Origin of the sequence: Flavobacterium polysaccharolyticum (genome assembly GCF_038739875.1) — a bacterium.
Taxonomy (GTDB): domain Bacteria; phylum Bacteroidota; class Bacteroidia; order Flavobacteriales; family Flavobacteriaceae; genus Flavobacterium; species Flavobacterium polysaccharolyticum.
Map to the genome: position 1 here is coordinate 295,619 of NZ_JBCGDP010000003.1, position 19,981 is coordinate 315,599.

At 34.0% G+C, this 19,981-nt stretch carries 16 protein-coding genes and 1 pseudogene; 16 read left to right on the top strand and 1 reads right to left on the bottom strand.

Annotated features, from left to right (window positions below):
- The first annotated feature begins 106 nt into the window (after positions 1–106).
- The 11 genes from WFZ86_RS04770 (at position 107) to WFZ86_RS04820 (ending at position 14,553) form a co-directional block, all read left to right on the top strand.
- Positions 107–502, top strand: a complete 396-nt coding sequence (locus WFZ86_RS04770) for a hypothetical protein (protein ID WP_342690870.1) — start codon at positions 107–109, stop codon at positions 500–502.
- A gap of 153 nt (positions 503–655) precedes the next feature.
- Positions 656–3,145, top strand: coding sequence for a YbcC family protein (locus tag WFZ86_RS04775; protein WP_342690871.1), 2,490 nt, complete (start codon positions 656–658; stop codon positions 3,143–3,145).
- An 11-nt stretch (positions 3,146–3,156) separates the two neighbouring features.
- Entirely contained in the window at positions 3,157–5,025 is a 1,869-nt protein-coding gene (locus tag WFZ86_RS04780; protein ID WP_342690872.1) for a proton-conducting transporter transmembrane domain-containing protein, read from the top strand.
- A gap of 31 nt (positions 5,026–5,056) precedes the next feature.
- Complete coding sequence (locus WFZ86_RS04785) at positions 5,057–6,658, top strand: SulP family inorganic anion transporter (RefSeq protein ID WP_342690873.1); 1,602 nt, start codon at positions 5,057–5,059, stop codon at positions 6,656–6,658.
- Between the two features lie 122 nt (positions 6,659–6,780).
- Complete coding sequence (locus tag WFZ86_RS04790; protein ID WP_342690874.1) at positions 6,781–7,545, top strand: DUF2490 domain-containing protein; 765 nt, start codon at positions 6,781–6,783, stop codon at positions 7,543–7,545.
- A 79-nt stretch (positions 7,546–7,624) separates the two neighbouring features.
- Positions 7,625–8,020 (top strand): hypothetical protein, encoded by a 396-nt coding sequence (locus WFZ86_RS04795; RefSeq protein ID WP_342690875.1) that lies wholly within the window; start codon positions 7,625–7,627, stop codon positions 8,018–8,020.
- 155 nt (positions 8,021–8,175) lie between these two features.
- On the top strand, positions 8,176–8,715 hold the full coding sequence (locus WFZ86_RS04800) for an IS1096 element passenger TnpR family protein (RefSeq protein ID WP_159686032.1): 540 nt from the start codon (positions 8,176–8,178) through the stop codon (positions 8,713–8,715).
- Positions 8,716–8,832: 117 nt separating this feature from the next.
- On the top strand, positions 8,833–9,891 hold the full coding sequence (locus tag WFZ86_RS04805; RefSeq protein ID WP_342690931.1) for a nucleoid-associated protein: 1,059 nt from the start codon (positions 8,833–8,835) through the stop codon (positions 9,889–9,891).
- A gap of 110 nt (positions 9,892–10,001) precedes the next feature.
- Positions 10,002–12,374: a GAF domain-containing protein gene (locus tag WFZ86_RS04810; RefSeq protein WP_342690876.1), complete on the top strand. Its 2,373-nt coding sequence runs from the start codon at positions 10,002–10,004 to the stop codon at positions 12,372–12,374.
- A gap of 398 nt (positions 12,375–12,772) precedes the next feature.
- Positions 12,773–13,867 carry an FRG domain-containing protein gene (locus WFZ86_RS04815; protein WP_342690877.1) on the top strand — a complete coding sequence of 365 codons (1,095 nt, stop codon included), beginning with the start codon at positions 12,773–12,775 and terminating at the stop codon, positions 13,865–13,867.
- A gap of 152 nt (positions 13,868–14,019) precedes the next feature.
- On the top strand, positions 14,020–14,553 hold the full coding sequence (locus WFZ86_RS04820; RefSeq protein WP_342690878.1) for a hypothetical protein: 534 nt from the start codon (positions 14,020–14,022) through the stop codon (positions 14,551–14,553).
- A gap of 115 nt (positions 14,554–14,668) precedes the next feature.
- Here the strand turns inward: WFZ86_RS04820 and WFZ86_RS04825 are convergent, their stop codons facing one another.
- On the bottom strand, positions 14,669–15,055 hold the full coding sequence (locus WFZ86_RS04825) for a transposase (RefSeq protein WP_342690879.1): 387 nt from the start codon (positions 15,053–15,055) through the stop codon (positions 14,669–14,671).
- Between the two features lie 464 nt (positions 15,056–15,519).
- Here WFZ86_RS04825 and WFZ86_RS04830 point away from each other — a divergent pair, with 464 nt between their 5' ends.
- The 5 genes and pseudogenes from WFZ86_RS04830 to WFZ86_RS04855 all read left to right on the top strand — a co-directional run bounded on the left by WFZ86_RS04830 (position 15,520) and on the right by WFZ86_RS04855 (position 19,788).
- The gene (locus tag WFZ86_RS04830) at positions 15,520–16,143 is read left to right on the top strand and encodes an NAD(P)H-dependent oxidoreductase (RefSeq protein WP_342690880.1); all 624 of its coding nucleotides are present in this window, start codon (positions 15,520–15,522) and stop codon (positions 16,141–16,143) included.
- 835 nt (positions 16,144–16,978) lie between these two features.
- On the top strand, positions 16,979–17,317 hold the full coding sequence (locus WFZ86_RS04835; RefSeq protein ID WP_342690881.1) for a hypothetical protein: 339 nt from the start codon (positions 16,979–16,981) through the stop codon (positions 17,315–17,317).
- A 205-nt stretch (positions 17,318–17,522) separates the two neighbouring features.
- Positions 17,523–18,511 (top strand): annotated as a pseudogene (locus WFZ86_RS04845) (IS30 family transposase).
- Positions 18,512–18,681: 170 nt separating this feature from the next.
- Complete coding sequence (locus WFZ86_RS04850; RefSeq protein ID WP_342690884.1) at positions 18,682–19,071, top strand: hypothetical protein; 390 nt, start codon at positions 18,682–18,684, stop codon at positions 19,069–19,071.
- A gap of 195 nt (positions 19,072–19,266) precedes the next feature.
- Positions 19,267–19,788 carry a hypothetical protein gene (locus WFZ86_RS04855; protein WP_342690885.1) on the top strand — a complete coding sequence of 174 codons (522 nt, stop codon included), beginning with the start codon at positions 19,267–19,269 and terminating at the stop codon, positions 19,786–19,788.
- The last annotated feature ends 193 nt before the right edge of the window (positions 19,789–19,981 follow it).

The following is a 19,981-nucleotide window of genomic DNA, read 5'->3' on the forward strand; positions in this document are numbered from 1 at the left end:
AAAAAGCTTTCTGTTTTTTGATATTTCATAATAATAAAAAAAAGTAAAACACCTCTTTGGTTATTCAGTATCAATTTATTTATGTTTGTGCCAAAATTGGCAATTCATGAACGAGATCAAAAAAAAACATATTAATAACAACAGCAAGATTGCCTTGCTCTTTTTATTAGTGTTTTTTAATTTTTTATTGTACTCGGCTTTTAGTGCTATTCCGATTTTTTCCTCTTTTAAATTAGAAAAAGAGAATCTGGTTCAATCTGCAACAAAAGGTGATCATTCAAAATTATCGAAAATTACTTATCCTACCTCCGACATGGAAGAGGATTTTGAATACAGCGAGATTGAAATAAACCCTTTTCTACAAGTCCAAAACAATTTATTTACACTAAATTCTTTGGGGAGTTTTTTTTTAACTACCCAATCTAAATACCACAAAAGCTATTTCTATAAAAAAAGTGGTTTGTTTCTGCTGTTTTGCAATTTAAAATATCATTTGAGTTAGTAAACCTATTGAAAAACATTTTCGATTATTAGTTTATTAACCCCCTAAAGTAACCCAAAAGTTAGTGAAGATTGCGTTAGTCCGAGAAAAAAGGACAACTGTACAATTATTTGCAATCAATACTATTGGGCTGTTTTAGCAATATATTTTAAAATGAAATCAACTTCTATAGTTTTTGATGAACATGAAGTCCTTCATAGTCTAAAGCATTATTTGCCAGCGCAAAACCCGCTAAAGGATTTTGTTCATCACAATACCCTACATGCGTTTCAAGGAAAGACTTTTTTTGAAGCATTAGAGGAATCCTCTAAAATCTTTGGCTACAAAACCTATTTGCCATTAGCAAATTTTAGAGAACGATTTGATAAAAAAGAAATCAATAATGAAGTTCTTGAGCAGGTTATACGTTCAAAAAAAGGAGAAGAACAACTCGCTACTTGGAAGCACAATCTTCTTTACAAAAACTATGACGAGTCAATATATCCTAGAATTGGAAGCCTCCGTTCTACATGGAAGAAAGAATACGCCATCAATCTAGAAAAATCAACATACAGCATTTTATTCAAAGTTCTTTGTGGCTATCTCGATCAAGGAATTGCAATTACTACGTTTCCAGTACTGAAAGATAGTTTCTTGGAGTCTATCAAAGAACTAGATAAAAACAGTTCAATAGGTATTCTTAAAACCAAACGCGCTAAAAATATGCTCCAAAAAGGAGCCTCTATTGAAGAGTTGCTGCATATCATTGTTGGGGATCCTATTTATTATGAATACTATTTATTTGATCAACAGTTTAGCCATCCGGGTTGGAGTGGTATCGTTGCTACCATTGAAGGTAATCCAGCTTCATTATTAGACAAACGTTCTATTTCTCTAAAAGAGTTAATTCAGTTTGAATTACTGCTTGAATTAGATAGTTTGGATCAAAAATTCAATTCCATTTGGCCTCCTTTAAGTTTCAAAATCAACCAAAAACCGGTTCCATTATTTGAAGAAATAAAAAAATCAGAACTTTTTGAAACCTTATCGCTTTGGCAAGAGGCATTCGAGTGGACGTTTTATGACCAAGTTTTATCAGGAATAAAAACAGTTGAAAAAGAAGCGACAACCACAACACCTTCTTTTCAAGGATTATTCTGTATGGATGATCGTGAGTGTTCCTTCAGAAGACACATTGAGCATTTAGATAATTCAGCAATAACCTTTGGTACTCCTGCATTCTTTAATTTCGAATTCTTTTATCAACCGGTTAATGGGCAGTTTTTTACTAAACTTTGCCCAGCACCTATGCAACCGAAATACTTAATAAAGGAAGAGAAAAGAAAGAAAAAACAAGCTAGAGATTTACACTATCATAAACATTCGCATTCCTTAGTTTTTGGCTGGATTATCAGTCAAACTCTTGGTTTTTCGGCAGCCTTAAAATTGTTTTTGAACATTTGGAAACCAACTCTAACTCCAGCAACTAGTGCCTCTTTTAAGCATCTAAATAAAAAATCAAAATTAATCATAGAACATGATGATACGTTTGACAATATAGATGGGCTACAAGTAGGCTTTACTGTTGAGGAAATGGCAAACCGTATAGAAGGTTTATTAAAAAGTATTGGATTGGTGTCTAATTTTGCACCAATAGTTTATATCATAGGCCATGGAGCCACTAGTGTAAACAATACGCATTATGCCGGCTATGATTGTGGCGCTTGTTGTGGAAGACCAAGTTCTGTAAATGCTAAGGTGGCTTGTTTTGCTGCTAATCATCCTGAAGTTCGTGAAATCCTGAAAAAACGTGGTCTCCTTATTCCTGATACAACACAATTTTTACCTGCGTTGCACGACACCACAAGAGATGAGATTGCTTTTTATGATGAAGAAACGCTAACCGCTAGCAATAAAGAATTACATCAACAAAACGAAATTACTTTTGCAAAAGCCTTATCTAGAAATGCCAAAGAACGTTCTCGCCGATTTGACACGATTGATTCTACACAAAGTCTAGAAAAAGTGCATGAAAAAATCAAAAGACGTTCCGTTTCACTTTTCGAACCTAGACCTGAATTAAATCATGCCACCAATGCTATGTGTATAGTAGGCCGTAGAAGTTTGTCTAAGCATTTGTTTTTGGACCGACGTTCGTTTATGAATTCATACGACTATCAAATTGATCCTAAGGGAGATTATCTTGCTGGAATTCTTGGAGCTGTTGCTCCTGTTGGCGGTGGAATCAACTTAGAATATTATTTTTCTAAAGTAGACAACCAAAAACTAGGTGCTGGTAGTAAGCTACCTCATAACGTTATGGGATTGATAGGTGTATCCAATGGTATTGATGGTGATTTGCGTTCTGGTTTACCCAGTCAAATGATTGAGGTACATGATCCTATCCGCTTATTAATTGTTGTAGAACACTTACCTGAAGTGGCTAAATATGCGATTTCAAAAAATCCTGCTACTTACGAATGGTTCAAAAATCAATGGGTAAAATTGATTGTAGTTCATCCTGAAAATCAAGAACTCTTTCATTTCATAGATGAAGCCTTTGAAGCCTACTCCCCTATTCAGCAAGAGAACGCAAGCATTCATGACGAGTTAGCATTGGCAGAAGTTTCACAAGAAAACCTTCCAATCTATATTCTAAAATAACAATATCCCTTATGAACGAGATACTACAATACTTTATATTACTACCATTTATTGGATTTGTAATCAGTTTACTAATTCCAGAAAGAAAAGAATCCAGTATTTCCTGGTTGGCTTTTGGTATCGTTTTTACGCAACTTACAGGTATTGCTATTTTTACCATCTTTTGGATTTTAAATGGAAGCAAAACTTTAAACTTAGATGAGTTAACGATAGTAAAAACGGACAATTACACCTTTTTTATCGATTTTTATTTTGATAAAATTTCGGCGGTATATTTGTTAATTGGCGCTTTATTAACGGCTATGATTTCTACTTACAGCAGGTATTATTTACATAGAGAAAAAGGATATAAGCGTTTCTTTAATACTGTGCTTTTTTTCTTTTTTGGTTACAATTTGGCCATTCTCTCTGGCAATTTTGAAACGCTATTCATTGGTTGGGAAATCATTGGAATTTCTTCTTTTTTACTTATTGCTTTTTACAGAGAGCGTTATTTACCCGTAAAAAATGCTTTCAAAGTGTATTCGCTTTATCGCATTGGGGATGTTGGATTGATTTTAGCCATGTGGGCTAGTCATCATTTGTTTCATGAAAACATAACATTTATTGAGTTAAACAATTATGTATTAGTCCATCATCATTTAGAAAGTCATACTTTTATTGGTTTCTTTATTGCTTTCAGTTTAGCATGTGCAGCAGCTGTAAAATCGGCTCAAATCCCATTTTCGAGTTGGTTACCTAGAGCAATGGAAGGACCAACACCCTCAAGTGCTATTTTTTATGGTTCATTATCTGTTCATTTAGGTATTTTCTTAATGCTGAGAACGTATCCCTTCTGGGAACACCAAATCATTGTAAGAATTGCCATTGGCATCATGGGATTGACCACAAGCATCATTGCTTCGATGATTGGTAAAGTACAATCCAATGTAAAAAGTCAAATCGCTTACAGCTCTATTTCGCAAATTGGATTGATTTTCATAGAAATTGCTTTAGGATTAGACAATCTAGCCTTACTTCATTTTACTGGAAATGCCTTATTGCGCACCTATCAATTACTAGTATCACCATCAGTAGTAAGTTACTTGATTCGTGATCAATTTTATAATTTTATTCCATTAGAAGAAAAGAAAAACCATTGGCTTTCAAAACGTATACGTAATTCTTTGTATGTGCTTAGTTTGAATGAATTTCATGTAGAAAATATTCAAAGTGCTTTTTTGTGGAGACCTTTGCGAGCCTTGGGAAAATCATTAGATTTTTTAAACTTAAATAGAGTATATCTTATCTTCTTACCTCTTTATTCGGCAGGAACAGTAATATATGTTTTCAAAGAGAGTGTAGCCCCTGAAATAATAAATAGTATTCCTAACTTATTTGCTTTTTTTGGTTTTGTCTTTGTATTAAAATCATTTTCGGAGCGCAAAACACCATTCTTAGCTTGGACATTAATTGTTTTGAGTCATTTTTGGATTGCTATGGCTATTCTGTTTAACGAAAAAGTAACAGCAAGTGAACTTATTATGTACCTATCAGGGATAACGATTTCTGGAATCATAGGGTATATCTCTTTATTACAACTCAAGAAATTAGAAAAACGCATTTTGATTAATCAATATTTGGGTCATGCTTATGATCATCCAATATTTGCGCTTTTCTTTTTGATTGCTGCACTAGGTGTTACAGGATTTCCAATTACTTCCACTTTTATAGGTGAGGATCTTTTGTTTAGTCATATTGAAAGCAATCAATACCTATTAGCATTTCTTATTTCTTCTTGCTTCGTTGTTTCAGGAATTGCCGGCATACGTGTATATGCCCGATTATTCTTGGGACCTCACGTAAAGACCAATCACGAATTACCATATAAATCAGCTTAGCCTAATTTTAACCAACTTAATTATCAAAAAAATGTCATTAAAAAATAAACTAAATATACCTGCAGATGGAATTGCGGGATTAAAAGAGAACTTTAAAACAGATGCTATTTCAGGTTTCATAGTTTTTTTACTAGCGTTACCGCTAAGTTTAGGTATTGCTAAAGCTTCTGAGTTCCCTCCTATCATGGGACTTTTAACCGCCATTATTGGGGGGTTAGTAGTCAGTTTGATGATGGGATCAAAACTGACCATCAAAGGACCAGCCGCTGGACTTATCGTAATTGTTGCTGGTGCTGTTGCAGAATTCGGTCAAGGAGACCCAATCACTGGATGGAAACTTGCCTTGGGCGCTATGGCAGTTGCTGGAGTAATTCAAATCCTTTTTGGGGTTTTAAAATTAGGTAAACTGGCCGATTTTTTTCCGCTTTCAGCTATTCACGGGATGCTTGCCGCCATTGGTATCATCATTATAGCCAAACAATTCCCTGTCTTACTTAATGACGATCCAAATTTAGCCAAAGGAAAAGGACCTTTAGAATTGATTGCCAACATTCCGAATTTTATTATGAATCTAGATCCAAAAGCTACCTTGATAGGTGTTGTTAGTTTAGCCATAATGTTAGGATGGCCTTACATCAAAAACAAAACAATCAAAATGATTCCAGCTCCATTGGTAGTATTGCTTTTCGCAATTCCGTGTGAATTGTTCATGCATTTCAAAGAAACAGAACCAGCATATTCTTTAGTGAAAATTGGTAATTTCGTTGACAACATCAATATTAACATCAGTTTTGATGGTATTTCTCAAACAGGTTTATTCATAAAATATGTAATCATGTTTGCATTAGTTGGTACCATTGAATCTTTACTTACAGTGAAAGCGATTGATTTGATGGATCCTTACAAAAGAAAATCAAACATGAATCAAGATTTGATTGCAGTAGGTATAGGAAATACAATTGCAGCTATTTTTGGTGGTTTACCCATGATTTCTGAAGTAGCTCGTTCTTCTTCAAACGTAAATAATGGAGCTAAAACACGTTGGGCAAACTTTTTTCATGGCTTCTTTATCTTATTATTTGTGTTGTTAGCAGCTCCAATTCTAGAAATGATTCCAAATGCAGCTTTGGCAGCCATGTTAATCACAGTAGGAATTAAATTAACACACCCAAGAGAATTTATCCATACATTAAACATTGGTAAAGAACAATTGGCCATTTTCTTAATTACTATTTTCTTTACCCTTCATGAAGATTTATTGGTAGGAATTGCAGCAGGGATTTTATTAAAAATCTTCTTTCACTTAATTCATGGTGCTCCAATTAGTTCTTTATTCAAAGCTACTGCATTGGTTTCCTCAAACGGTGATGATTATTTAGTCGAGGTAGAAAAGTCGGCTATTTTTAGTAACTTTTTAGGAATCAAAAGTAGATTAGAAGCTCTACCATCAGCCATGAATGTGACCATTGATTTTACAAAAACAAAACTAGTAGATCACTCGGTTATGGAAAACATTCATCATTTTGAAAACGAATATGTAGCAAAAGGCGGAAAAGTAACCATAATTGGTTTAGATGATCACATCACTTTCTCAGATCACAAATTGTCTTCTAGAATGAAAGGTCAAAAATAATTAATTGTATTAAGTCGTTTGATTTTAGTTAGGGTTGCGATTGTACTTCCCGCAAGAAAACACTTGCGGGAGTATTACTCGCGTTCCTATATTCAAGTTACATCTTCACTTTATAAAACAAAATGAAAAAAAAAGCAATATTCCCAATACTATTACTATGCCTTTTCTTGAATTTTACCGAAGCTTCTGCTCAAGTAAAATCGCAAAATAATGACATTTGGTTCCATTATTTTGGAAAAAACATGATTACCAAAAAGACGTCCATTTCGTTTGAAGCCGTAATGCGCTATGCGAATGGCTTTAGTGAAAAACAACAATGGTTTGTTCGTCCATCTATTGATTACCAGTTTACCAAGAGATTCATGGGAAGCCTTGGTTATTCACACTACAACACCTATTCTTATGGTGATCCTGCTATGAATAAAATTAGCATTCCCGAAAATCATGTTTGGATACAAGGCACTTACACCATTGTTTCAGGCGATTTTAAATTTGTTAATCGTTTAAGAGATGAATTTAGATATGTTGGCGTAGCGGTTGGACAAAAAGATCCCCTATCAAGTCAAACGGAATATACTATAGATCATTATGATTATAGAAACCGACTTCGTTATCTTTTCTTAGCCAACTATAATTTGACCAAAAAAGACGACAAGGTGAAACTCTTTACTTTTGTTGGTGATGAAGTATTTATGAATATTGGTAGTAATGCTGGAGCTACCTTTTTAAATCAAAATAGAATTATTGGTGGTTTTGGATACAATATCAATGCGCATCATCAAATTCAGCTCTCTTACATTCATCAACATATTTGGAATTATAAAAATACGATTCAAGAAGATAATCCAACCTTGAGAGTATCCTATATTACAAATTTTAACTTATAATGGCTGTTATTTAAATTCGTTCTTTTTTTCAACAACTAAAAAGTTGATACCTTTGAACCAATAACTTTAAACAATAACCATGAAATCTTTAAAATTCTTACCTGTTTTGTTCTTCTTTTTAGTCGTTTCTAATTTGTCTGCACAAACTACTTTTGAAAAATGGCCTGCTATCAAAACCTTCCACGGGGTAATGTCACAAACTTTTCATCCAGCAGAAGAAGGTGATTTGAATCCAATTAAAACGCGTTCTGAAGAAATGGTTCAAAAAGCTGATGCGTTGTCAAAAGAAGCTATCCCAGCCGAATTCAAAACACCAGCAATCTTAGCTTCTATCAAAAAATTACAAGCAGGCGCTAAAGACTTGGACAAACTAGTAAAATCCAAAGGTTCAGACGAAGCTACACTAAAATCATTGACTGCCTTACACGATGTATTCCATGAAATCGTAGGTTTATGTTCTGAAGAGAAACACTAAAACTTCAATTTTAATCATAGTAAAAGCTGTCTGTTATGGACAGCTTTTTTTGTTTGTGCAGCTTTTGAAAATAAAATCTTTTCAACAAAATAAGATTGCAAAACGGTTTTCTAAAATTAAATTTTACCTTTGACGTTTCAACAAAAACAAAAATTATGGTTTATAAATTTAGAGTTATTCTAGATGCCGAAGAAGACATTTTTAGAGACATAGCAATACTTTCTGACGATACTTTAGAAGATTTACACAACGCTATTTTTAATGCATTTGGCTTTGATGGTATGGAAGTAGCTTCCTTTTATACCTGTGATGAAACTTGGAATCAAGAAGATGAAATTCCTTTGTTTGATACGGGAGATGTTCCTGGCGAACAACGCACCATGAGCGATTACGCTTTGTCTGATATCCTTGATGAAGCCAATACCAAAATCATCTATGTGTACGATTTCATCAACATGTGGACGTTCTTGGTTGAATTAGCTGCAATAGAAGAACCAGTGGCTGGTGGCACGTATCCAGAAACCTTATTCTCTCACGGTATTATGCCAGCAGAAGCCGGTGAAAAAAACTTTGAAGCCGATATGAATGACGACATCTACGGCGAATTCGAAGACGATCTTGACGAAGACGATCTAGATATGTTTAGTGGTGACGATAGCTTCGAAGACTACGGATTCGAGGAGAATTGGAACTAGAAGCCCCCTAGCCCCCAAAAGGGGAACTACAACGAGATTTCAAAAAAGTATTTAATCAAATAAACTGTCCAGTGCTTGACTCCTCCCTTTTGGGGAGGACGGGAGGGGCTTACCATAATGATCAACTTATTCAACACCCACATCGAAACGCTTTCCATACATCGTGTTGGAAACAAGAGTCGTAATGAAGCGATCTTCTTATCAGAACAACCTTTTAACCTCAACGATGAAATTGTTCCGTTGATTAAAGAATTCTTCTTGAAACCTTTTAGAGAAAAAGAAGAAAATTACTTTCAATTTGCACACGAAGTAGATTTGGATTACAACGACATGTTCAAATTTGCCTCTCAAATTTTTGATAATCCAGGTAGTTTACACGAAGTTTCTAAACAAATCACACAACACTTGTTCGAGCAATCCAATCATCCACACATCAAGAATGGTGAGGTGTATGTGGCGCACTTGACCAACGTTTCGATAGACAATAACGTGGTAGACGCTATTGGTGTGTTTAAAAGCGAAATCCAATCCGACTTTTTACAATTTGAGGAAAAAGAAACGCATTTGGAGATGATTCTACAACACGGCGTGAGCTTGAACAAACTTGACAAAGGTTGTTTAATCTTTAACCACAAAAAAGAAGAAGGCTACAAAATATTGACTGTAGACAGCAATCGTTATGATGCGCGCTACTGGTTGGAGCATTTCCTTTCTGTAGATGCTTTTGAGGACGAAAACTTCATCACCAAAAAATATTTGAAATTTTGTCAAAACTTTGCCAAAGATGTTGTTTTTCCTGCCGAAGACAAAAAAGAAGAAGTAATGTTCATGAACCGCTCGGTGAATTATTTTGCTAAAAATGACCAATTTGAAGAATCGAATTTCTTGAACGAGGTTATTGATAATCCCGATTTGATTCCTGAATTCAAAAACTATAAAGTTGACAAAGGAGAAAAATACAGCATCGAAGATGTGACCTCCTTCCCTATTGCCAATGCTGCTGTTTCGGATGCTAGAAAATCCATCAAAAACGTGATTAATCTAGATACGCATATCCAAATCAAAATGGATTTTATCAATCCAGAAAGTGCCGAAAAATTTGTAGAAAAAGGCTGGGACGAAGAAAAACAAATGTACTACTACCTAGTATATTTCAACAAAGAAGAGAAAAACTAGATTTTATTTCTGAAATGCAAAAAAATCCTCAATTGCCCGTGCAGTTGAGGATTTTTTTTGAGCCATAGCACACAAAGATTGTGTAAATTTGCATTCTTAAGCCTACGCAGATGAAAAGCATTACACTCAAAGAAAGTCCTTTCAAAACGCTCATTTCGTTTCATAAACTCATCGAATCTTTAGAAGAAATTGCGCAATCCAATGTGGACTACCGTTCCAACTATGCCAAAGCCTTACTCAAAGAAATCGAAGCTTTTCCTGAATTTAGAGACGGAATCGAGGATTTAAGCTTAATCGAAAACAACGAAGCCTTAGTCCGAAATTTACTTGCCGACTTGTTTCCTACCGCTTTAACCCACAACGAAATCAAAGCGGTAGCCATTCCTTTTCAAAATCTGACCTTCAATTATACCGAACGATTCAAAAAAATACTCCACCACCAAGGATTTACGCCAGAATTCTCGATAAGAGATGTAGACGATGACCAATTGTACATTATGAATTGCGCCATGATTCTCAATGAATTCTATGATCAAAAAATCAATTTCAACCAACCTTTGTTTTTTGATATCCAAGATCAAAACGGCATTATGAATCATTATCGCATCATGTACAATGCTGATTTTGTCGAAATCATTCCTACCGAAAAATCATTGACTTTAACCCCAGAAGAAGTACATGAATTGCTCGATAATTATGACAATATCGACCTTTGGAAAGCCAAATTCCCTAAAGAAAGTTGGATTCTCAAAGGCTTTGGAATTGTGTCCTTGTATGATGCCACGACCGAAAGTGCTATTTCGAATTTAAAAAGTAACCTTTTGAAATCCGAAATCGAAAAACCTAAATATGCAGATGAATTTGAAACCATTTTCCGTTCGGTATTTCGAATTCCTGAACTAAAAGTGGGATTCATTTTGTACAATCAAGAAGAAAATACCTTTATCAAACCGCCTTATTCTGATGAGACCTTGTCGAGCTATTTGCTTTTTAACGAGCAAGAATTGAGTTGTTCTGATTCGCTGTTTAGCTGTTGTTTCGAAGAAGCCATCACAGAAAAAAAATCACTAGTCATTGCTGATGTAGACCAATACATACTCACAACAGAAAATAAAGTCTTGTGCGAACATTTGCTTTCGCAAGGCATTAAAAGCGCGGTATTTTCACCTGTCATCAAAAACAATGTGTTGTTGGGTGTTATTGAACTCGTGGCACCCACCGCTAGAGTACTCAACAGCCTCAATGCCGAAAAACTCGATTTGATTAAACCTTATTTAATCGACACTATAGAACGCCATAACGTCGATGTTTTGCATCAGGTCGAAGCCGTGATCCAACGAGAATATACAGCCATTCACCCCAGCGTGTATTGGAAATTCAAAAAAGAAGCCCACAAATACATTCAAACCAACAGTTTCAACAAAGAGTATATTTTCAAGGAAATTGTCTTCAAAGAAGTCTTTCCGCTTTATGGTCAAATCGATATCAAAGGCTCTTCTGTTCACCGTAACGAGGTAGTCAAAGAAGACTTGAAAAACCAATTAAAAACATTGTTGGATATTTTTGCGAACCAAAAATCCAATCAGCATTTGTTGTTGCTCGAGCAACGCCAATTCGAATTACAGTCGTTCTACAACGAACTCGACGCGCCGCTCAAAGCCGACTCGGAGCAGCTGATTCAGAATTACATCGAAACCGAAATTCACCCCATTTTGAGAAACACCAAAATGGATTTTGATACCGAAAAAGTAGAAAACAGCTATTTTGCGAGTTTGGACCCCAAAACGGGATTGTTTTACCACGCCCGCAAAAAATTCGATAACGCCATGTCGATTATCAACAAAAAACTAGCTGCTGTCCTTGACAAAAAACAAGTCGAAGCACAGCAAATTTATCCGCATTACTACGAACGCTTCAAAACCGATGGCGTAGAACACAACCTCTACATAGGCACCAGCATTGCCCCCACCCGCAGTTTCGACATGATGTATTTGCACAATTTGCGCCTTTGGCAATTACAAACCCTTTGCGAAATGGAATTGGAACACCACCAACTCAAAGCCTCTTTGCCGTATGAACTCGATGTTACCTCGTTGATTTTGGTCTTTAGCGCCCCGCTTTCGATTCGTTTTCGCATGGACGAAAAACGTTTTGATGTAGACGGCACCTACAATGCCCGTTACGAAGTGGTCAAAAAACGCATCGACAAAGCCCATATCAAAGGCACCCAAGAGCGCATCACCCAAAAAGAAAAAATCACCATTGTGTACTCGCACAACAACGAAGAGCAAGAATACCTCAAATACATCAAGTACCTACAATTCAAGAACATCCTTGAGCCAACCGTAGAGCAATTAGAAATCGAGGATTTACAAGGCGTTTCGGGTTTGCGCGCCCTACGCGTTAAGGTCAAAAACACCACCGAGAGCGACACTCCCACCAAAACCTATTCCTACCAAGAGCTACTCGACGAAATCAAGTAATGGTAGACAACATACCTCATCCCAATACTTTAATGTTGGGCATGCCCCCCGCCAGACGTTTGGATTTTCACCACAACCAAAGGCCTAGCGGGCGTCGGGCTGTACGCTATATCTCTTGGGGCGAACCCCGCCCCAAGAGGATGCCGCTCCCATCCCTCATGCGAAGGTAGAAGTACGAAATTAGAAGTCAGAAGTTGAAAAAAGAAAATGGGAAGTAGCAAAACAGAAGGGTATATTTCAGAAAATGTTTATATTTTTTGAAGGAAAAAGAATATATTTGGAGGCATCAAGACATACTAAAGTAAGACCTGTCGCTCGAAATTTAGGTATGATTAAGTCCTATTTTATCAAACTATATACTATTTAGTAGTAATATTATCAACCAATTCAGTTCATACATGCAAAACTATACAGGAAAATTATCAAAAGAACTTGCTGAAAAATATGATCCAAAATTTATTTCTAAAAGCGAACCGTTTTTAGTTGAAACTTTCCCTGAATTAGTTGCACAAGTTGCTCATCTCGCTTATTATAACAAAAATCAATTGTTATTCTTTAGAGGACAAGGAAATGATTATACAAACAGAAAAAATTCTTCAACCTTTTTACCTAGCATTTATAGAGGCGATTATGTGGCTAAAAATGAATTAGAATATCGATTTGATATACTTGAAGAAGCAAGTAAAGAAGTATCTAAACGATTTGCAGAAGAAAAAATAACTGGTTACTCTGAATTCAAAAGAAAAAAATTAATGCAGTGGAGCATTCTACAACACTATGAAGTCTGTTCAACTCCTCTATTGGATTTTACACAGTCATTAAGGGTAGCTTGCTCTTTTGCTTTTTTAAAAAATGAAACTGATTTTGCATACATATTTGTTTTTGGCTTACCTTATTTAACAAACAGAATTTCATCTAACTCAGAAGAAGACATTGTAAATATTAGACTTTTAAGCATTACACCCCCTGATGCTCTTAGACCATTCTACCAAGAAGGATATTTAGCTGGAACTACAGATGTAACAAGCGATTATGATTCAAAATCAGAATTGGATTTTAATAACAGACTTATTATGAAATTCAAAATTCCTGTAAAACAAAGTTTTTGGGGAAGTGATTTTAATATAATCCCAGAAAGTGCACTTTATCCAAAACAAGATAAAATCTTAGAAATTTGCAATGACATAAAATTGAATTTAAATGATTATCTGAAATCTGGAGATATTGGCGACTTCTTAAAAGAATGGAATGATGTTGAAAAAATACTTCTTAAAAAAGCCAACCTCACTCAGAGGCATTATTCTGTTATTGAAGCCGTTAAAGCGTTAAATAATGAAAATAAATTAGATATGAGTTTAGCTTATCAAATAGATTATTTAAGACGTTTCAGAAATAATTTAGTGCATAATTTAAGTTCTGTAAATTCTCACGCAATTCAAGACTATATGCAAACTTTATTAAATGTTAAACAAGAATTAAAAAAACTTAAATAAAGTACTACTGCTAACAGCCACAATGGATTTGGGTATTTGGTTTAATGGAAAGTTGGTTTTGTATTTGGAAGATTTGGCAAATCCGAATAATGGGCTTAATTTAGTCCCAAACTGCTTGTAGCGCGGGAAAGTTACCAGCTATATTACACCAAATGAACACAGAAGAAAGAAATTTAAAGATAAAAACATTGCGAAAACTGGAAGAAAGAAAACTAAAATTACCTGAATTAATCTCTTTCATTTCCTCAATTTCAGAAAAAATAATTTCAGAAAATGAAATTTTAACAATCGAAGAAATTGAACAGAAAGCAATCGAACTTAACGGAACTGATTTCAAATTTAACTACTTAAATTTAAGTTTTACAGAAGATGAAATTAGCAATCTTACAAAAACGCTTCTAACTCTTAAAGCGGAATTATCTAAAGAAAACTTTCTTAAACTTTACCGTTTTGCAGAAATAGCAATTTTAAAAATAGAAACTAAATTTATAATTGAAAATATTGTCGAAATTGTAAAATTTGACGGAGATTCATTTTCTATTTATGACAAAGATTTTAAAAATGGTATTTGGATTGACTATTCAAAAGATTATTGGTTCAAAAACAACAAAACAGAAAATTTATGGATTTATGAATTGAGAATATTTGGAAAAGACTGGATAAAATTAATAAGTGCGGAAATATAAATACAGCTGGTAACACACGTGGCTGTTGCACAACTAAAAAAAGACTAAATCTAACTTTTAATCTTTTTTAAATCAATTAATTCATTTAAAATCAACACATTATATTTTAAATAATTTAACAAATTAGAATTTTAGGAGGAAATTTTAGCTGTGCAACAAGCACACACGCTACAACGGATTTGGGAAATTGGCTTAATGGAAAGTTGGTTTTGTATTTGTGAGAATTTGGCAAATCCGAAGAATGGGCTTTCTTACTATTGTGCGCCCGACTTTTGGTGCCATCAATAGCAATGGTTTCCCCAGCAATCAGCTCAGCATTTTTAAGAAACAAAACAAACAACTTGAACATTTTTTTTAATCCCGATGGATTATTTTTTCTAAAATCAGAGATACTGTGATAATTGGGTACAATGCCACACAAAGGCCATTGCAATTCTATATTGCGAATGCTCTCTTTTTCTAGCTTTCTCGAACTTCCAAGACTATTGAGATATCTATCCATAAAGATAAAGTTTAAGAAATACTTTTGATTCAAAACTAGGACGGCCTTCACTTTTAAGAATACGAGTCGTAAAACCAAGCAATTCAAGCGAGATATGCTCTACGAAAGCTTCAATAAAACGAACAGGATTATCAAGACTGATTTTATCCTCTAAACTACTTAATTGTAACTGTTAACGGGAGATTCCAGATATGTGTTGCATGCTTAAATATACAACTTTTCCTCTTTATGTTACTCAATTTTGACTACTTTTGAAATAAAAATAAACGGAGTTTTTTTCACAGACTGACGTCAGACTGTGAAAAAACCTCATCAAATTTAGCAAGTATTCGGAGGGCTACCAAAGAAAAAAATCAAATATGAGATTCTCAAGAGGTTGATTTTAGTTTTTTCACAGACTGACGTTAGGCGACATAGCAGTGGCGTTACGGTTAACTTCGAGCAATTATCTAAAAAATAAAAAGATGAATATTTTAGTTATATTTTGTCATCCAAGTAAGAAATCTTACACATTCCAAATTTTGGAGCAGATAAAAGCAGAAATTTACAAACAAAAACACAGCGTTAAAGTTTCTGATCTTTATGAAATGAATTTTCAAAGCGATATGACTGAACAAGAGTACGAAAGAGAAGCATTTTCCAATTTCGATAATGAAATCCCAAACGATGTGAAAATAGAGCATGAAAAATTAGATTGGGCAAATTCTGTAATTTTTCTATATCCGGTGTGGTGGAGTAATTGCCCCGCAAAATTAAAAGGTTGGTTTGACAGGGTTTATTCAGTCGGCTACGCTTATAAAAACATTTCCGGTATAAAGAAAATGAAAAAGTTCAACTATGGTGCGGTAATTTGCACCGCCGGTTATTCCAATAGTCAGCTTAACGAAATGGGAATCGCTCAAAGTATGAAAACGATAATGCTAAAAGATAAGCTGGGCGATAGATTTAATAATAAAAAAATGTTCATACTCGGTGGAACTCTAGACATTAATGGTGTTAAAGACAATCACGCAGAAGTTATAGCTAATATTATTAAGGAAATGAGCGCTACGTCGCCTAATCGAGTAGACGGCTCCGCCAGCAACTGACGGAGTGCGACTCTCAAATATTTATATTCACGAAAACCAAAAAAACAATAAAAACCTGAGTACACCACCGAGCGTACGGGTCATCCCGCAAACTTTCGGGACAGGCTGTACTCGGCGGTTCGTTATCCATCATATAATTGCTCTTTGCACCAATTAGGCTATCTGAGACTTTATAAATAAGCTAAGAGTATCTTTATTATTTTAATTTTACAGAGAATAACGTTCAGTCCTTCCTTGTTTGTGAGACCTCCATGCCTTTTGGCGTAACTCGTTGCCACAAGTACTATGACTTCTGCTGACTTCTCTTTATAACCAACTCGTGGTTTAAGAGACCTCCCATGGTAAGAGCTTTTTCCTTCATCCAATTCCTGCGGCATCTACTGAAATACGATTTTGATAATCTTTGGACGTTACAACGGTGTGCTTGCTTATCCTCGTATAACAGCCTCCTATGCCGTTTCTGTTCGTCAGTACCGGACTTTGTCGTTTCGCTTCCTTCACTGAATACCTCACGGTAAACCAGCTTGCGACGTACTAATGATTCGGGTTTTCAATCCGCTCATAAGGGACTTGCACCCTCTGGAAAAATAACACGCTGTAAGATTTGTGTTCTAATCCAAAATTTGTATTTTCGGATTTTTATCAAAGCCTACGGCGTGTGTCCTGCTCATGCAGGGCACACACAGCAGTTTTAAGAAATTGGGGTTTTCGGGCTTAATTTAAAATTTGTTTTGTAATTTTGAACTTCGGTGTTTAATCGAAAGTTTAGGCAAACCAAATCCCCAACTTCTTAAAGCTGCAAAACGTTAGCGGCAAGTTTAACCATATATCGAAAATGAAATTCATAAAAATTAGCGCAATATTTATATCATTAACTTTCATTTCTTGCGATGAATCTGTTAGCATTAAAGATGATTTTACTATTCGATATGAAGAAATGTTTTCGTCAATATCTTTAACTAAATTGACAGATGATAATACAAGTCAAGTTTTCGTAAGTGATGTGACCGAAGCATATTGGAATAATGATTCTTTAGTTGTTTCAGGAAATAATGGCTGTTTTCTAATAGAATTCGGAAAAACTCAATACAATGACGAAATGGTTAAAATAGAATGCGATAACTTGAAAAATAAATTAAAAAAGGGAAGTATAAAAAAATATCTTCTAGATTAAAAACTTACTACTAAGAGCGTTTGGCAAGATTTGGGTTTTCGGCTGAATTTAAAATTGGTATTGTCTTTGAAAAATTAGTCATAAACGAAAAAAAAAAATAGTCCCAAATCTCTCCAAGCCACAGGACATTAACGGCAAATTTGAAACTCGACGACGAATTCAATAACTTAATGCAACAAATGATAAATTTTATCTTTGTTGAATTATGGAAAAATTACGCAGGCGATTAACCTTAAATGAACGGATTATTATTCAGACTTTACTGGGTGAGAATAGATCCAAAAGCTACATTGCAAATCAACTTAAAAGAAACAGATCTACCATAACTCGTGAAGTTAATAATTGGATTAGAAAAGCTTCTCATAAATACGATGCAACAATTGCAGACTTCTTTGCTAAAGAAGAATACTTAAACAAACGAAATAGAGACAAAATAAGCACTCATAAAAGTCTCAAAGCTTTTGTATATAGAGGATGGATTACTCTCTGGATTTAGTCCAGAACAAATTGCTGGTAGAATTAAAGTGCTCTATCCAAATGACATAACAATGTCAATATCTCACGAAGCAATTTATCAGCACATTTACAAGCATCGACAATCATATTTAGGAAAGAAATTGATTAAGCTTCTTCCCTATCATCATCACAAAAGAAGAGAAAAAAGAAAGTTTGGTAAAAATAGAGTTCGCATTAAAGACCAAATCAATATTAGTCAAAGGCCTAAACACATTGAATTTCGCGTTGAAGTTGGACATTGGGAAGGTGACTTAATGATTGGAACTGGACAAAAGAATGCTATTGGAACCATTGTAGAAAGAAAAACCAGATACACTTTTATTGTCAAAATAGAAAACAGAAAATCTAAAACAGTAACCCAACAATTTGCTAAAATTTTAAATACACTGCCTAAATACATCAGGAAAACAATGACTTACGACAACGGAATTGAAATGGCTAATCACAAATGGCTTTCTAATAACACAGGAATGGATATTTATTTTGCTAATCCTTATTCTTCTTGGGAAAGAGGAACTAACGAGAATACAAACGGATTAATTAGACGTTTTTTCCCTAAAGGAACTGACTTCAATAAAATAACCATTGAACAGCTTAAACAATAGACCTAGGAAGATTTTGGGATACAAAACTCCTAATGAAATTATGAATCAAGAAATAACCAATTATGCCGCATAGACAAAGTCAATTTCGGAAATAACTTTTGGCTATTTAAAAAAGCCAAAAAAGTTATTCTGAAATTATGCTGAATTGAAATAAAAACTAAATTTGATTATTACAATATTAAATGACCTTGTTGCATTAAGGTCTTGAATCCGCCATAGGCGATAAAGAGAAAACGTTAACAAATGAGAAAAACTATATTATTGTTATTTTTAGTAATACTTCAAGGGTGTAATAATCTTACTATGGTTGATGTTTATAGGGAAAATTTATCTGATGAAGCAGATGGATCTATCTCGGAAATGGTAAAAGCAAAAGGCGGAAATGCTACGTTGAAAATATATAAAGACGGAAAATTTAAATCAGTGGGAGTAAATGCTGAAATTTTTTATTTAGTAAAGATCGGAGATGGTTTTATCAAGAAAAAAAATAGCAATAAATGTTTAGTCAAAAGAAATGATAGCCTTATATGTTTGGATTGTTACACATTATCAAAAGAAATTAAAGATTCTTTGGGTTCTGTTGAAGAATGGTCAAATGAAGAAAAAGGATTTTGGTTTAAGAAATATAAATAGCCTGCCACTAACACACGTGGCTGTTGTACAACTGAAAAAAAAGACTAAATCTAACTTTTAATCATTTTTTTTAATAAATTACATATTAAAAATCAATCTGTTATATTTTAAATGATTTAACAAACCAGAATTTTAAGAAGGAATTTTAGTTGTGCAACAAGCACACACGCTACAAGCTTAAAAACCCGAAGTAAATTGAAGAAGATATTTTATCCTAGAATACTTTTCCCGACAATAAAATTTATTTTTGCAATATCTAGCTTAACGATGTTAGTATATGTAATTTTAAAAATATTTGAAAAGTCAATGAGTAGTCTAAAAACAAGTGTTTTATTTTCAGCATTTTTCTTCATCTTCTTCATTGGTTATTTTACATTTCATTTATTATACTTCTTTTGTTTCTATTTTAAATACGTTGTTATTAAGAAAAACACTATCTCAATATTTGAACTAAAAAATTTTAAAATAACTAAAGCCGATTTTGATGACGTGTTAGGTTATTCAAAATCAGAAGTCTATTTTGGAAAATATACATGGAAATCAAAATCAATAATAATTTATTATAAATCAGGAAAAGTATCTGAAATAACTAGTAGTTTTGTTTCAAACGTACAACTTTTGGAAAAAGAATTAAATACTAGAAAAGTAAAAAACATGGGATTTGAATACTATAATACTGGATGGTTTTATCGAAAATATATGTTTGCAAAAAAATAAAAACTACTGCCAACAAACGTGGCTGTTGCACAACTAAAAAAAGACTAAATCTAACGTTTAGTCATATTTTAAAAAAAAATTATATATTAAGAATCAATATGCTACATTTTAAATAATTTGACAAACCAGAATTTTAAGAAGGAATTTTAGTTGTGCAACAACACACAATTTGAAATAAGTTTTGATTTGGCAA

Excerpts from the sequence above, each read along its gene's own strand:
- WFZ86_RS04770 (WP_342690870.1), top strand. The coding sequence starts at position 107 with ATGAACGAGATCAAAAAAAAACATATTAATAACAACAGCAAGATTGCC.
- WFZ86_RS04775 (WP_342690871.1), top strand. The coding sequence starts at position 656 with ATGAAATCAACTTCTATAGTTTTTGATGAACATGAAGTCCTTCATAGT.
- WFZ86_RS04780 (WP_342690872.1), top strand. The coding sequence starts at position 3,157 with ATGAACGAGATACTACAATACTTTATATTACTACCATTTATTGGATTT.
- WFZ86_RS04785 (WP_342690873.1), top strand. The coding sequence starts at position 5,057 with ATGTCATTAAAAAATAAACTAAATATACCTGCAGATGGAATTGCGGGA.
- WFZ86_RS04790 (WP_342690874.1), top strand. The coding sequence starts at position 6,781 with ATGAAAAAAAAAGCAATATTCCCAATACTATTACTATGCCTTTTCTTG.
- WFZ86_RS04795 (WP_342690875.1), top strand. The coding sequence starts at position 7,625 with ATGAAATCTTTAAAATTCTTACCTGTTTTGTTCTTCTTTTTAGTCGTT.
- WFZ86_RS04800 (WP_159686032.1), top strand. The coding sequence starts at position 8,176 with ATGGTTTATAAATTTAGAGTTATTCTAGATGCCGAAGAAGACATTTTT.
- WFZ86_RS04805 (WP_342690931.1), top strand. The coding sequence starts at position 8,833 with ATGATCAACTTATTCAACACCCACATCGAAACGCTTTCCATACATCGT.
- WFZ86_RS04810 (WP_342690876.1), top strand. The coding sequence starts at position 10,002 with ATGAAAAGCATTACACTCAAAGAAAGTCCTTTCAAAACGCTCATTTCG.
- WFZ86_RS04815 (WP_342690877.1), top strand. The coding sequence starts at position 12,773 with ATGCAAAACTATACAGGAAAATTATCAAAAGAACTTGCTGAAAAATAT.
- WFZ86_RS04820 (WP_342690878.1), top strand. The coding sequence starts at position 14,020 with ATGAACACAGAAGAAAGAAATTTAAAGATAAAAACATTGCGAAAACTG.
- WFZ86_RS04825 (WP_342690879.1), bottom strand. The coding sequence starts at position 15,055 with ATGGATAGATATCTCAATAGTCTTGGAAGTTCGAGAAAGCTAGAAAAA.
- WFZ86_RS04830 (WP_342690880.1), top strand. The coding sequence starts at position 15,520 with ATGAATATTTTAGTTATATTTTGTCATCCAAGTAAGAAATCTTACACA.
- WFZ86_RS04835 (WP_342690881.1), top strand. The coding sequence starts at position 16,979 with ATGAAATTCATAAAAATTAGCGCAATATTTATATCATTAACTTTCATT.
- WFZ86_RS04850 (WP_342690884.1), top strand. The coding sequence starts at position 18,682 with ATGAGAAAAACTATATTATTGTTATTTTTAGTAATACTTCAAGGGTGT.